The 13,984-nt window shown below is 55.3% G+C and carries 13 protein-coding genes; 7 read left to right on the forward strand and 6 right to left on the reverse strand.

Annotation, left to right across the window (positions count from 1 at the left end):
• Positions 1-47 precede the first annotated feature (47 nt).
• Positions 48-1,421 (forward strand): FGGY-family carbohydrate kinase, encoded by a 1,374-nt coding sequence (locus tag ABD931_RS01400; protein WP_345263182.1) that lies wholly within the window; start codon positions 48-50, stop codon positions 1,419-1,421.
• Here the strand turns inward: ABD931_RS01400 and ABD931_RS01405 are convergent.
• Both ABD931_RS01405 and ABD931_RS01410 read right to left on the reverse strand, forming a co-directional pair.
• Positions 1,405-2,145 (reverse strand): hypothetical protein, encoded by a 741-nt coding sequence (locus ABD931_RS01405; RefSeq protein WP_345263184.1) that lies wholly within the window; start codon positions 2,143-2,145, stop codon positions 1,405-1,407. The two genes, ABD931_RS01400 and ABD931_RS01405, sit on opposite strands and share 17 nt — an antisense overlap.
• Positions 2,145-3,179, reverse strand: coding sequence for an AMP-binding protein (locus ABD931_RS01410; protein ID WP_345263186.1), 1,035 nt, complete (start codon positions 3,177-3,179; stop codon positions 2,145-2,147). Before ABD931_RS01410 ends, ABD931_RS01405 begins: the two co-directional genes overlap by 1 nt.
• A 231-nt stretch (positions 3,180-3,410) precedes the next feature.
• On the opposite strand from ABD931_RS01410, the gene ABD931_RS01415 reads away from it, so the two are divergent.
• Both ABD931_RS01415 and menB read left to right on the forward strand, forming a co-directional pair.
• Positions 3,411-3,893: a DUF2452 domain-containing protein gene (locus tag ABD931_RS01415; protein WP_345263188.1), complete on the forward strand. Its 483-nt coding sequence runs from the start codon at positions 3,411-3,413 to the stop codon at positions 3,891-3,893.
• A 62-nt stretch (positions 3,894-3,955) separates the two neighbouring features.
• Positions 3,956-4,780 (forward strand): 1,4-dihydroxy-2-naphthoyl-CoA synthase, encoded by an 825-nt coding sequence (gene menB, locus ABD931_RS01420; protein WP_345263190.1) that lies wholly within the window; start codon positions 3,956-3,958, stop codon positions 4,778-4,780.
• Positions 4,781-4,871: 91 nt separating this feature from the next.
• Here menB and ABD931_RS01425 read toward each other — a convergent pair whose 3' ends face one another.
• From ABD931_RS01425 to ABD931_RS01440, 4 genes are all read right to left on the reverse strand, one after another.
• A complete protein-coding gene (locus tag ABD931_RS01425) occupies positions 4,872-5,936 on the reverse strand; it encodes a peptidoglycan DD-metalloendopeptidase family protein (RefSeq protein ID WP_345263192.1) in 1,065 nt (354 codons plus the stop codon).
• Positions 5,937-6,048: 112 nt separating this feature from the next.
• Entirely contained in the window at positions 6,049-7,026 is a 978-nt protein-coding gene (trxB, locus tag ABD931_RS01430; RefSeq protein WP_345263194.1) for a thioredoxin-disulfide reductase, read from the reverse strand.
• A 190-nt stretch (positions 7,027-7,216) separates the two neighbouring features.
• On the reverse strand, positions 7,217-9,121 hold the full coding sequence (locus tag ABD931_RS01435; RefSeq protein ID WP_440590437.1) for an OmpA family protein: 1,905 nt from the start codon (positions 9,119-9,121) through the stop codon (positions 7,217-7,219).
• Between the two features lie 23 nt (positions 9,122-9,144).
• Positions 9,145-9,777, reverse strand: coding sequence for a 7-carboxy-7-deazaguanine synthase QueE (locus tag ABD931_RS01440; RefSeq protein ID WP_345263198.1), 633 nt, complete (start codon positions 9,775-9,777; stop codon positions 9,145-9,147).
• A gap of 171 nt (positions 9,778-9,948) precedes the next feature.
• Between ABD931_RS01440 and ABD931_RS01445 the strand changes: the two genes are divergently transcribed.
• The 4 genes from ABD931_RS01445 (at position 9,949) to ABD931_RS01460 (ending at position 13,786) form a co-directional block, all read left to right on the forward strand.
• Positions 9,949-10,326 carry a hypothetical protein gene (locus ABD931_RS01445; protein ID WP_345263200.1) on the forward strand — a complete coding sequence of 126 codons (378 nt, stop codon included), beginning with the start codon at positions 9,949-9,951 and terminating at the stop codon, positions 10,324-10,326.
• 35 nt (positions 10,327-10,361) lie between these two features.
• Positions 10,362-11,990, forward strand: coding sequence for an FAD-binding protein (locus ABD931_RS01450; protein WP_345263202.1), 1,629 nt, complete (start codon positions 10,362-10,364; stop codon positions 11,988-11,990).
• Positions 11,991-12,088: 98 nt separating this feature from the next.
• Positions 12,089-12,664, forward strand: a complete 576-nt coding sequence (locus ABD931_RS01455; protein ID WP_345263204.1) for an RNA polymerase sigma factor — start codon at positions 12,089-12,091, stop codon at positions 12,662-12,664.
• Between the two features lie 84 nt (positions 12,665-12,748).
• Positions 12,749-13,786, forward strand: a complete 1,038-nt coding sequence (locus tag ABD931_RS01460; RefSeq protein ID WP_345263206.1) for a FecR family protein — start codon at positions 12,749-12,751, stop codon at positions 13,784-13,786.
• Positions 13,787-13,984: the final 198 nt, after the last annotated feature.

A 13,984-nucleotide genomic window follows, 5' to 3' on the forward strand; every position in this document is an offset into this window, starting at 1 on the left:
CGAAGCAACCTTAAACGGTAAACCTCAAACCTCAAACGACTCAGACTATGAACGTCACTGCTATATTTGACATTGGCCGGACCAATAAAAAGCTGTTGCTGTTCGACGACCAATATCGGGCCGTGGAAGAGATCAGCGAGACCCTGCCCGAAATTACGGACGAAGACGGGGTGCCCTGCGATGACCTGGCGCTGCTGAGCCGTTGGGTGCGCGACCAATGGGACGTGTTATCCCGCCGGACGGATATTCAGATCCGGGCCGTCAACGTAGCGGCCTACGGGGCCAGTCTGGTCCATGTCGATGCGCAGGGTGATCCGGTGGCTCCCCTCTATTCGTACCTGAAGCCCTTCCCGGCAGCATTGGCCGACCAGTTCTACGGTACCTACGGCGATGTAATGACCGTTGCCCGCCAGACAAACTCGCCCCCCCTGGGCATGTTGAATTCCGGATTGCAAATCTATTGGCTGAAGTACGCCCGGCCCGAAGTGTACCAGCGAACCCGCTGGTCGCTGCACCTGCCCCAATACATTGCTTATCTGCTCTGTGGGGAATTTACCAGCGATTTTACCTCCATTGGTTGCCATACCGCGCTCTGGGATTTTGAGAAAAATCGCTACCACGACTGGGTCATGGCCGAGGGAATCGACCAGAAACTGGCGCCCATTGTGGGGCAGCCGGTAGCGGGTTATGCGAAAACGACTAGCCGTGCAACCGTACCGGTCGGTGGGGGATTGCACGACAGCTCCTCGGTGATTATGGCGTATCTGGCGCGGTGCCAGGGGCCGTTTATGGTGCTGTCGACCGGCACCTGGTGTATATCGCTGAATCCGTTCCAGACCGAATCTTTAACAGAAGAGCAGCTTCAGCGCGATTGTCTGTCATTCCTGACCGTTGGCGGTATCACCATCCGTTCGGCGCGACTACTGATGGGGAAGGAACACGACCATCAGGTAGCCCGCATGGCTGGGCATTTTCAGCTAAAACCGGCGTATTTCCGCCAGGTGGCCTACCAGCCTGACCTGCTCCCAGCCGGCAAAAGCAGTTTTGTGCCGGCCTGTATGACCGGTACCGGGCCATTCCCCGATCAAGCTGCCGGGGAGTGGGATCTGACCGTATACGCTTCTCCGGAGGAGGCCTACCATCACCTGCTGGCCGGTTTGGCAGATATGCTGACCGTGTCCATTCAGCTAATTGATAACGGGGTGCCGGTTCTGTACGTCGACGGTGGTTTTGCCCGTAACCCTATTTTTATGCAACTGCTGGCCGACCGGTTCCCTAACAAGCAGGTTTTTCGTTCCCAGTTGCCGCAGGCGACGGCCATCGGCGCGGCTCTGTATATCCGGCAGGACGACGAGCCCGTCAGCGGCTGGACGTTTGAACCCGTCGAGCGCCGGCAGCCAACCGTTATCCCAGGCGAGTAAATAACTGCTGGAGGCTGGGCTGGTTACCAATATCGTACCATTCATCTCCGCCCAGGTTCAGGTAATGACCATTTCGGTCGGGGCGTTCGTAGAGAGCTTCTTCCGGATCATACTCCACTTCATAAATTGCACCCATAATCGATTGTAACTCGCTCCAGGGAATGGACCTGGAGCGGGTACGCCGGTTCTGCATCGATTCGGTTTTAAGGGTCCGTTCGGCAAACGAAGCGGTGAGTTTCAGTTCGGTTTCTTCGTTTCTCTGCCGGTTGAGGTACGTCAGCTCAAACGCCCGTTCTTTTCCACCGGCTTCGTATATGGCCTGGATGAGTTCCTGCACCAGATACGTCCAGGCATCGCGGTCGGCGGGAGTGCCTTTGCGGGTCTGACCGTCGGCAGTCTCCAGGCTTACTTCAAAAAAGTCTTCGTTGTCCGGGAGTTCTTCCTCATCAAACGGCTCCAGGGCTGTTTTGCTAACCAGCCCTTCGACCGTCTGCAGCCATGCTTTCGATAACCGCCCCGACCAGGTAAAATCATCCTCCAGGGTGAAACCCTCGCCGGTAATATCGTCTTCGTCCAGGTCGTCGCGGTCGGGATAGGTAATGGAAAAATCAGTATGCAGGTACTCTTTAAATGCCGAGCGGGCACTTAGGGTATAGAAATGGGCAAACGGGGCCGGGGTAATCAGGGCCGTCTGGTAGCGGATTTGTAACTTCTGTATAGACATTACGACTGCATGGACAGTTGACGGATGGTTGAAAGCCGGTCGATCTTGCCGGTTGGTGTTTCTCTAAACGCCGGAACGGTGATAAATTGTTTCGGTACGGAATAAGGGCCCAAGTGTTTGGTAATATGTTCTTTTACCGATTGTTGCTGAGCGGCAGTAATTTCTTCCTTTTCAAGAAAAGCTACCAGCCGCAGCCCGAGCCGCTCATCTGGTAGGCCTGCCACAAATAACCGGGGGGTAAGTCTCCATTGGCTAAGTAAGGCCTGTAATGCCCGTTCTACCGGCTCCGGCTGAATTTTTACGCCCCCGCTGTTGATGATACTGTCGGCCCGGCCCAGCAACCGAAACCGGCGGTTGTCCAGCATCTCCACTACATCATTCGTCTGCACGAGATGGTTGTTGCCGGCGGCAGCGGTAATGTGCAGGCAGCCGCGCTCATCGGAGCCAATCTGTACCCCCTCAAGGGCTGTGAAGTAATCGGTTGCTTCGGGCCCGTTCAGCCGCCGGAGCGCGATATGCGACACGGTCTCAGTCATGCCGTAGGTGGCGTAAACCGGCGCTGAGATTTGCTGTAAGGCTTGCTCCAGCGCCGGGCTGGTAGCGGCTCCCCCCACCAGAATCGCCTTCATTCGGTTCAGGATGGGTAACTTCTCTGGTGCCTGCTCCAGCATGGTTTGCAGTTGCAGCGGCACCAGCGCGGTAAAGGCAAATTGGGTTTGCTCCAAATCAAAATCGGCGAGCGGGTTGGCCGACGGCTCCACAATTGTCATTGATAGTTCCAGTTCCAGGCCACGCACCAGCATCATGACGCCGGCGATATAGCGCACATTCAGGCAAACCAGAGCCGCATCGCCCGGTACCAGGCCGAGCGTTTGCCCCGTCAGCCGGGCGCTGGCAATCATCTGCTGCCGGCTCAACTGAATCGGCTTTGGCGTACCGGTTGAGCCCGATGTCTGCAGCGTAAACAGGTCCTGCCCACTCCGCCATGCCTGGCAAAACGCCAGCGCTGCCTCGTGGTTGGTTGTTTGGTTCATTGGTTCATTGGTTCATTGGTTTATTGGTTCATTGGATAAATGGGGTTAAGCAGGCGGGATAGTCCTTTCTGAACCAGTTAACCAGCGAACCAATTAACCAATGAACTACTCAACCACTTAACCAGGAAGCCAACGAACCTGTCAGCTAATTAACCAATGAACCAAACTACTAGTTAACTTTGCCCGACAGGTGACAGAACAAAGCCCTTTGACTGTCTGTTATGCAAACGTATGGAAGAATCTGAGTTTTATAATCCGATTGCGGCCGATAAAGTTACCGATGCGCCTGGGCTGTTAGCGTACGCCCACTCGGTAGGCGGGGCAATCATCAAGCCGGAAGACAAAGGTAAAATAAAAGGCCGGGCTGTAACGGCCATGCGGGAGCAAACCGACCTGCAACTCGCCCAGCTCTACCGGCAGATGCAACTGCTGGCGGAGCAGGCTACCGCCATCCGTAACCGCGTTGAGGTGTCGGAGCGTATTTACAGTGCTCAAATGAACTTTGAACCGATCGTTGGCCATACCTACCACCTCTACCAGCGCAAAAACGGTACCGATGTGCTATCGATAATCGGTCCCAGCGAGTGGGGTCGCGTTTTCCCGTTCGAGCGCTGCGTCGCCACCGTCCGCATGATGGCCGATCACACCTGGGATGTTACGTATCACGAAACCAATTATTCAGAGTTTAACAATGGTGAAAAAGCGAACGAGTGAACGAGTGTTTGGCACGGCCACGTAACACTCGTTCACTCGTTCACTCTTTCGCTTTTACACTTATGCAAACCAAATACCCCTGGGAAACCATTAAGGAATACCGCGAGATTCTGTTTCAGTACTACGACGGTATCGCAAAAATCAGTATTAACCGCCCCGAGAAGCATAATGCATTTACGCCGTTGACGGTCAAGGAAATGAGCGAGGCTATGGAACTGGCCCGGCAGGATCAGCGCGTGGGCGTGGTGATCCTCACCGGCGAAGGTGGCCGGGCGTTCTGTAGCGGGGGCGATCAGTCGGTGCGGGGCCACGGCGGCTACGTGGGCGAAGACCAGGTGCCGCGGCTGAACGTACTCGACCTGCAGATGCAGATCCGGCGAATTTCCAAGCCGGTAGTGGCGATGGTGGCGGGCTGGGCTATCGGTGGCGGCCACGTGCTGCACGTTGTCTGTGACCTGACCATTGCCGCCGATAATGCCCGTTTCGGACAGACCGGCCCGAAGGTAGGCAGCTTCGACGGTGGCTTTGGAGCCTCATACCTGGCCCGAATCGTGGGACAGAAAAAGGCCCGCGAAATCTGGTTCCTTTGCGATCAGTACGATGCTAAAGAAGCCCTGGATATGGGACTGGTGAACAAAGTTGTTCCGCTCGATCAGTTGGAGGACACCACCATTGAGTGGTGCCGGAAGATGCTGGAGAAAAGCCCTATTGCGCTGCGGATGCTCAAAGCCGCCTTCAACGCCGAACTCGACGGGCAGGCCGGCATTCAGCAACTCGCCGGTGATGCTACCCTTCTGTACTACCTGTCTGAAGAAGCTAAGGAAGGCAAAAACGCATTCCTGGAAAAGCGCAAACCCGATTTCCAACAGTTCCCGAAATTTCCTTGATCGTTTGACGTTTGAGGTTTAAAGTTTAAGGTTTAACGTGAAATTAGGCGAAGCCAACCTTAAACTTTAAACCTCAAACGTTAAACGAATTTCAATTCACCCTCAACTTCTGCCCCGGCCGGATCTTCGAGCGGGTGCTGATGTGATTTTTGTGGGCCAGGGAGCTCACCGATAACCCGTACCGGCTGGCAATGCTGGAGAGTGTTTCGCCGGAGCGAACTTTGTGCAGCACCGTTCTTTTGAAGCGCGGCTTAATGCTGGCCGCATCCGACGGCCGGCCGTTGCGCAGGTAATCCCAGACCTGGGCTGTCAGCAGGAATTGATCGGAATTAATGGTATTGGCCGGGAAAGTATAGATATTTAGTGGGCTGAAGGGGTTGCCTTCGTAGCGCACTTCGTAGTGCAGGTGAGGGCCCGTGCTGCGGCCGGTGCTGCCGCCCAGGCCAATCTGGTCACCGGCTTTCACCAATTGTCCGGTCTCTACCAGCTGCTTCGATAAGTGGGCGTACAGCGTTTCCAGACCGTTGTAGTGCCGCACCAGCACGTAGCGGCCGTAACCACCACCGTCGAAGCCGACTACCCGCACCAAGCCGTCGAAAGCCGCGTACACCGGGTCGCCGGTATCCAGATCAAGATCGGCACCGGTATGCCATCGGCCCCAGCGGAAACCGAAGCCCGACGTGAGTTCGCCCTTGTTGAGCGGGGCCGACCAGAACCGGTTAGCGGGGGGATCATACAGTTTGATGTTGATCACCTCGTCGAAATCGAGTGGGTCGATATTGTAGGGGTCAATGTGGCGGGAATCCCAGATCGCGTAATAGCCGGCGATCTTCACCCATTCTGAGCCGACCAGCACCGAGTCAATAACCTCGACAACGCTGGTTTCACCCTGATCGATCATGCTGGTGTCTTCGCTGACGACCGGGTTCAGCTCTTTTTTGGGCTCGAACTGGTTATTGAAACGCAGATTAGTGGTTTCCGTTTCAAATACTTCCTCCTGTTGGGAAACCGCCGGTCTGGAGGGCTCAGACTTTGGCGTGTTTTTGGGGGTAATGCGCAGGTCTTTTTTAAATTTCCCACGCTCCTGAGCCTGTACAGTTACGGTAAAGCACAGGCAGCAAATGGCCAGTAGCCATTTTACAGCCGATTTTCTCATCTTACACTAAAAACCGGAGCACAGCAAACAAAGAGCAACAGGCAACTGGCAGCGCATAATGGGTTGCCAACTGCTTATCGCTGGTTGCTCACTGAACCCCGGGGTGGTTTGGTTAGTGAACGTACTGTTCCTGCATATGTGCCACTTCGAGCACGGCCAAGTAACGTTCAGCGTCAAGGGCTGCCATACAGCCGGTACCGGCTGCCGTGACGGCCTGACGATAAACATTATCCTGGGCGTCTCCGCAGGCAAAGACGCCGGGTATATTGGTGCGGGTACTTCCTTTTTCGGTCAGGATATAGCCACTCTCATCCATGTCGAGGTAGCTTTTAAATATATCGGTATTCGGCTTGTGCCCGATGGCTACAAAAAAGCCGGTTACGTCGAGTATTTGTTCGGTGCCCGCTTCGGTATTGCGAACCCGTACGCCGGTTACTTCCTCTTCACCCAATACCTCAAGGGTCTCGGTATGCCAGAGAATCTCTACATTCGGTAAGGATTTTACCCGTTGCTGCATAATCTTGGAAGCCCGCATTTCGCCCCGCCGAACCAGCATATACACTTTACGGCAAAGGTTGGCCAGGTAGCTCGCTTCTTCGGCGGCCGTATCACCGGCACCGACAATGGCTACATCCTGACCCCGGAAGAAGAAACCATCACACACGGCGCAGGCAGATACGCCCCGGCCGTTGAGCCGCATTTCCGACGGCAGGCCGAGCCATTTGGCCGCAGCACCTGTTGAGATAATCACCGTATCGGCCGTGATTTCGTGCTGCTCATCAACAATGGCTTTGTGCGGTTTTTCCAGGCTGGGATTCTCTGAGAACGTTACATCGGTTACTACCCCGTAACGAACGTCGGTACCAAACCGGCGGGCCTGCGTTTCCAGGTCCTGCATCATCTGCGGACCCTGCACCCCTTGCGGGTAACCGGGAAAATTATCAACTTCGGTGGTAATGGTTAACTGACCACCGGGTTGTGCACCCTGATACAGGACGGGCTTCAGGCCAGCCCGTGAAGCATATATAGCTGCCGTGTAGCCGGCAGGACCAGAGCCGATAATCAGGCACTTAACGTGTTCGGATGTCATTGCTGTTCGGTGAGGTTGTCGTCTGAAAAACTTCCACCTGGTTAAAGCAGTAACTGCTGATTCAAGTGAAAAGTTGGCCGCTGTGGCCTGTATCAGGACAACAATTGCAAAGTTGAAAAAAATTCCCCAACGAACCAAGCCGAATTACCCCATTCAGCATAGAGATTTTAAGGAATTCTGAATAGAAACCTTACAACACCCGCCACTCGATCCGGCGGTTCAGCCGGCGATTTTCGTCGCTGGTGTTGGGCACGAGCGGGCGCGTTTCGCCGTAGCCGGTTGCCTGGATACGGGCGGGTTCGATACCGGCTCTGGTCAGGAAGTCGACTACCGACTGGGCGCGTTTTTTGGATAGCTCCAGGTTGGTGGCGGCACTACCCTGGTCATCGGTATGTCCGGAAATTTCAACCTTTACCGTGGGGTTGGTTTTCAGAAAAGCCGCCAGCCGGTCAAGCTCCGTTTTCGACTTGCTCTCCAGTTCAAATCGGCCGGATTCAAAGAAGATATTATTCAATGTTTCTTTCGCCGTTGAGCCTTTACCTGACGCAATCGGCTCCAGCGGTACGCTCAGCGACATGCCCTCACCTTTGGTTCGCTGGGTAAAGTCGAACGACAGGCTTTTGAACAGGTAGCCGGGCACGGTCACATATAGCGCATACTCGCCCCCGCTTGGCAGCACAGCGGTGTATTGGCCCGTCTGCTCATCAGATGATACCCGCGTTACTACCTGATTGGTGCTGAGATCGATCAGTTCGATGGTGGCCGTTAACGGCTTTTTCGTACGGGCGTCGGCGATGATACCTTTTAGGTAACTGACGGGTTTGACCCGTTCCCGCAGCGATTCGGGCAGATCGAATACATACAACCGGGACTTTTGGGAGCCCCCTTCTTTCTGCTCTTCAAACGAGTAATAGGCACGGGTGCCACTGGCAGCTACAAAGAGTGCAGCCTGGTCGTCGGCATTGTTGATGGGGTAACCCAGATTTGTCGGCGTCGACCAGCCTCTGGCCAGACTATCAGCCACAAACAGATCGTAGCCCCCCAGGCCGACATGCCCGTCGGAGGCAAAGAACAGCGTCCGGCCGTTGGCGTGAATGAAGGGTGACGCTTCGTTATAGGGCGTGTTTACCGGCGCTCCCAGGTTGACGGGTTCCTGCCAGTTGCCGCTTGCATCCAGATCGCTCCGCCAGATGTCGCGCCGGCCCTGCCCACCCGGGCGGTCAGACACAAAGTAAAGCCGCCGGCCATCGGCCGATAAAGAGGGCTGCGACTCCCAATAGCGGGTATTGATGGCCGGCCCCAGGTTCTGCGGCTCCGACCAGGTATCACCGGTTTTCCGGCTGATGTACAGATCGCAGCTACCAAAGCCCCGGCGTCCCTGGCAGGCGGTAAAGACCAGCATCCGGCCATCTGCCGACAGGCTGGGCGTACCTTCATTTTCGGGCGTATTGATCTGGTCCGAGAGCGAAACCGGTGGGCTCCAGACTTCACCTTTCATGCCGGCGATCATCAGGTCTTCATCGCCTTCCGGTTTCAGGGCCGTATAAACCAGCGTCTGCTCATCGGCGGTCAGCACCGGAAAGTACTGCGAAGGCGTTGTTTGCAGAGATTCCGACAAAGGTCGGGGCGTTACAGGCTGCGGATTACGAACGGCCTCCTGCCCGAAGCGGGCGCTCTCCAGTTGCCGTTGAATGCGCTGCCCCTGCGCCGACTGCGGAGCAAAAAACGTAGCGAATCGTTCAAGGTACGGAATGGCGTCGGCATAGTGCCCCTGACGCAGCAGGATACTACTGGCCGACTGATACGCGGCTGCCGTAGCGGGCTTATCGGGTTGCTGCCGGATTGCCTCCCGGTAGGCGGCCAGGGCCATTTCGGGCCGGCGGGTAAACTCGTATAGCTGCCCCAGTTTCAGGTGGGCATCGGTGAAGGTTGGGTCTGCTTTGATGGCCTCCTGCATAAACGGAATAGCCTCGTTGGCCCTCCGTTCACCAAAAAGCCTGATGGCCTGGTTGTATAAGTCCTGCGCCTTTTTGGTTTGGGCGTAGGCGGGGGAAAGCAGGGAGAACGCAAAGCAGATGAGAAATAGCCGGATCAATCGCCACTTCCTGTTCCCCTTCGCTACGGAATATCCATGTATTTGTGCGTTTGCAACGAAATCTGCCATTGCGGATTACCTTTTACGTATTCAACGATGAGCGGTAACATTTCGTTTGAGCGGCTCCATTCGGGTTGCAGAAAAAGCCGGCAATCGGGACGCAGGTAGGGCGCAAATGATTCGGCAAAGGCAAAATCGCTTTTGTTGTAGATAATCACCTTCAGTTCATCGGCTTTGCCGAAAATGTCGGGGTTGGGCTGTTTGAACTTCTTGGGCGAGAAACAGATCCAGTCCCAGGCACCGGTAACCGGGTACACGCCGGATGTTTCGATATTAGTCCGGAAACCGGCGGTTTGCAGCGCAGATGTCAGCCTGGTGAGGTCGTGCATGAGGGGCTCCCCACCGGTAATCACAGCCATACGACCAGGGTATTGCAGGGCACCGTCGACAATGGTATCGAGGGTATACTTTGGGTGGGCGTCGGCATCCCAGGATTCTTTCACATCGCACCAGTGGCAGCCCACATCGCAGCCCCCCAGCCGGATAAAGTAGGCTGCTTTGCCGGTATGCGCCCCTTCACCCTGGAGGGTATAAAAGGCCTCCATCACAGGAAGCAGTTGTGTATCGGTCGTTTGTTGTTTCGGTTCGGTAATCATGCCGCAAAGATACGGAGAAAAATTGGGGTAGTGCTGTTTAATCACCCTGATACGGGTCGGATGCGTACCCCTGGTTCAAGTGGTAGAATCGGTATTGCCGTTGGCTAAATTGCCGGTGGATGTACTCGGTTTTTATGCATAAATTCACTGAGAAACAAACCCTTACCACCCATGTATCCCGCCACTGCTCCGTTCCGGCAGCACCGTTTACCAATCCCTCAGCGGGGGCTGCCCTTATTCGCCTTAGCCGGCTGGCTGCTGACCGGCTGCATGACGACCCGGATTGTCTCAACGGCCGATTGTGATACGCCTGCCAATGACCCCACCTCCCACCGGGTAGTTACCTCGTACTTCTGGGGCCTGAAGCAGCCGGTCGATCTGACGCCCGCCTGCGATCCGCGATCGAACCACCTCAACAGCGTGACGGTAAAAGCTACCCTGGGCTATTTTCTGTTGTCGGCCGTTACGCTGGGTATTGTCAACAAACAGCGGGTGGAGTGGTGCTGTACGCCCTATACGCCCCGGCCCGATACCCTGGTCACCCGATAACCGCTTTTTTCCGTACTCTTTTTCTTCCTACAGCTATGACACTCCCCAACGGACTCGAACAGAAGCCCATGCCGAGCTGGACCAACGGCCACGAGAATTTTACCAGGCCGCTGAAACCAAACGCTTCCTTTAAGCTGCGGATTCCTAACCTGTCGAGCCCGCAGGCACAGTACCGGCAGACGACCGCTAATTTCCAGTGGCTGATCCAGTACGCCATCGACAACAACCTCCGGATGCGCGCCCTGGGCAAAGGCTGGTCATTTTCTGAGGTGGCCGTTGCCGATGGGGGCCTGGTGGATACGCTGTCGCTGCGGCAGTCGTTTGCGTTGCGGGACTCGTTTGTCGCCCCGGCTTACCGGGCGGCCGGCAAATCGTCCGGTAATCTGTATTTTACCGAGTGCGGCATGAGCATTATTGGCCTCGAAGGCATTCTGGAGCCGGCCGGCAAGTCGATTCGGGCGTCGGGGGCCAGCAATGCGCAGACCATGGCGGGAGCCCTGTCGACGGGTACGCACGGGGGAGCGTACCGGTTCGGAGCCGTACACGACGCGGTAGTCGGGCTGCATCTCGTTACCGGACCCGACCGGCACCTGTGGCTGGAGCGGGCATCGTATCCGGTAGCCGCGCCCGAGTTTACCGACTGGCTGGGCGTGACGGAGGTGCACCGCAGCGATGATCTGTTTAACTCGGCGCTGGTCAGTTTCGGCAGCTTCGGCTTTATTCACGGCGTCATGATTGAGATCGAAAACCTGTTTTTGCTGGAGGACTACAGCACGCAGCATGTACCGTATACTGATGCGCTCCGAAGCGTGATGACCGACCAGGACCTGACAGGTTTGCTGCCGTGGCTGCCGCTGCCGATCAACGATCCTACTAAAGAGCCTTACCACCTGGGCGTTATTGTTAATCCCCACCAGTTTGATCCGACCGGTGCCGATGCCGGCCGGGGAGCTTATGTGCAGGTGCGCTACAAAATCCCGTACCGGTCCAATTACCCCCGACCACAGCCAAAACCGGAGGGCTTTACGTATGGCGACGATACTTTGGGTTTAGTTCAGACGGTGCTGGACAAGATGGGACGCTTAGCACTGAAGCATATTCCCAAACTGGTCAATCAGCTTTACCCGCTGGCCTTTGAGGATACCAACGGCACGGCCGGTACCATTAGTGAGGTTTTTGGGAGCACCAACATTCGGGGTAAAGCGTTTAGTGCGGCTATTGGCGTAGATAGCCATGACTCGCCGAGGGTGCTGGAGGAGATTGTGAAGCTGAATCAGCAGATTGCCTTTCCGGGGGTACTTGGGACGCGGTTTGTGAAAGGCACGCCCGCAACGCTGGGCTTTACCCGCTTCCCTGTAACCTGCGTGATGGAACTGGACGGCGTACAGGCTAAGGTGACCAACGAGTTTCTGCAACGGCTCTGGAACCGGCTCGAAGCCCTCCGGATACCGTATACGCTGCACTGGGGTAAGATCAACTTCAACCTGACGGAGTCGCTGGTGCTGGATATGTACGGGAAGGACAAGGTTGAAACCTGGCTGCGCAGCCGGCAGAAACTGCTCGATGCGCCGGCGCGGGCGGTATTTACCAATGCCTTTATGGAGCGTTGCGGTTTAACCAAGGAACTGATGCCTGCTGCGCCGGTAACGCCGATTTTTGTCTGATACAAACTATTCAGGCGAACGGTGACATAAAATTTTGGCAAGAATATTTTGACATATTTTAGGTTTTAATGCACTTTTGTGGTTAAACCCAACGCCAAATGTCGCTCCAGTCGCTCAGCGATAACGATCTGTTAAGCCTGCTCCGCCAAGACGATGAGCAGGCTTTCCGGGAATTATACGACCGCTACTGGTACAAAATGTACGTTATCGTCCACCGTAAACTCCGGCGGAAGGAAGTAGCCGAGGAATTGGCGCAGGAGCTTTTTGTCATGCTCTGGCAAAAGCGGAACTCGCTGCGGGTGATCAATTTGCCGGCGTTTCTGGGCGTTTCGCTCCGAAACCTGATGATCGACTACATCCGTCGTCATATCCAGGAAGAACATTACCTCGACCAACTCCGCCGTTTCTTCCCAACCGCCGTAATGGCTACCAGTGAAGCGGTGCAGCTGAACGAGTTGACGGAAGCTCTTCAGCACGCGCTGGCCCAATTACCTGAGAAAACGCGTGACATATTCATCCTGAATCGCTTTGAAAACCTCACCATCCGCGAAATAGCCCAGCGGCTGAATCTCTCCGAAAAAGCGATTGAATATCATCTGTCCCGCTCAACCCTATTCCTGCGTCGGCACCTCCGCGATTTTGCCACAGCCTGGATATTATTTTACCTGATCTGAACATTTTCTAAAAAAACTTTCCGAAAGCTTTAGGGATTTTTTCCGGTTGTCCGTCTATGCCTTCTGTACGCAGAACGCAGCCCGATGGATAGCCGCAAATACGAGGAGCTATTAGCCCGATACCTCAAAGGGGATTGTACCGACGAAGAGCGAGCCTTGCTGGAGCAGTGGTTCGATTCGCTGGACACGGAAGTGCCCCTGCCCGCTACCGGGGAAGAGAAGAAACGACTTCTGGCTAAAAACTGGGAGACACTGGCCACCCGAACTACCGGCCCTGTTCCGGCTCACCGACCGATCATGAACTGGTACGGAACGGTAGCTGCGGCTGCGCTGGTGGTATTAGCTGTAAGCCTCGGCTGGTATCTTTTACGGAAGCCGACCTCAGTATTGGTAGCCTACACCAAACGCATTCCTTCCGGGCAATCGTCAGTAGTCGAGCGGGTAAATACGTCCACCAGACCGCTCCGGCTGGTGTTGGGTGATTCAAGCGTGGTGACACTGCAACCTGGGAGTTTTTTGCGGTATGCGGCTGCCTTTGCCCAAGATAAGCGGGAAGTAACGCTGGTGGGTGACGCCTTCTTTGAGGTAGAGAAAGATCCGAACCGGCCTTTTCTGGTGTACGCCAACGACCTGGTGACAAAGGTGTTAGGGACTAGTTTTTACGTGCATGCATCCGCGTCGGGCAAAAACGTGACGGTGACCGTCCGGACCGGAAAAGTATCCGTGTACTCGCCCAAACTGGTCACAACCGCCAAAACCAACGCTGATCCCGAGACGATCGGTGTGGTACTGACCCCCAACCAGCAGGTGACCTACCTGGGTGAAGAACTGCGCTTTGTTAAAACGCTCGTGCAAAAGCCGGCCATCCTGACGCCACCGGGTGAGCAAACCGCCTTTACGTTTCAGAACGCGCCGGTATCCCAAATTTTTGCCGCCCTCGAAACCATGTACGGTGTAGATGTTGTCTACGACGAAGAGTTGATGCGCAACTGCTTTATTACCACCTCGCTGGAAAGCGAAGACGTGTACGATAACCTGTCGATTCTGTGTAAGCTATTGGGAGCCAGTTATAAAGTAATTGACGCGCAGATCGTCATTACCAGTACCGGCTGTCCGCAGTGAAAATGTTCCAACTTTTAACCCTAACCGTATGACGCTACGTTGAGGTTCGCCTTAGTCTTTTACTGTGAAGAAGCCGGTGATGGTACCAGCATCACCGGCTCAAAAGTGCCCCCTTCCGGGTTTTACCGCTGCATCCTGTTCGATGCAGGGAGCTACATGTCTTTGCCTTAATCCTTTAAAACAAAAACAGTCAAATGT

Source organism: Nibrella viscosa, from assembly GCF_039541875.1.
Lineage (GTDB): Bacteria > Bacteroidota > Bacteroidia > Cytophagales > Spirosomataceae > Nibrella > Nibrella viscosa.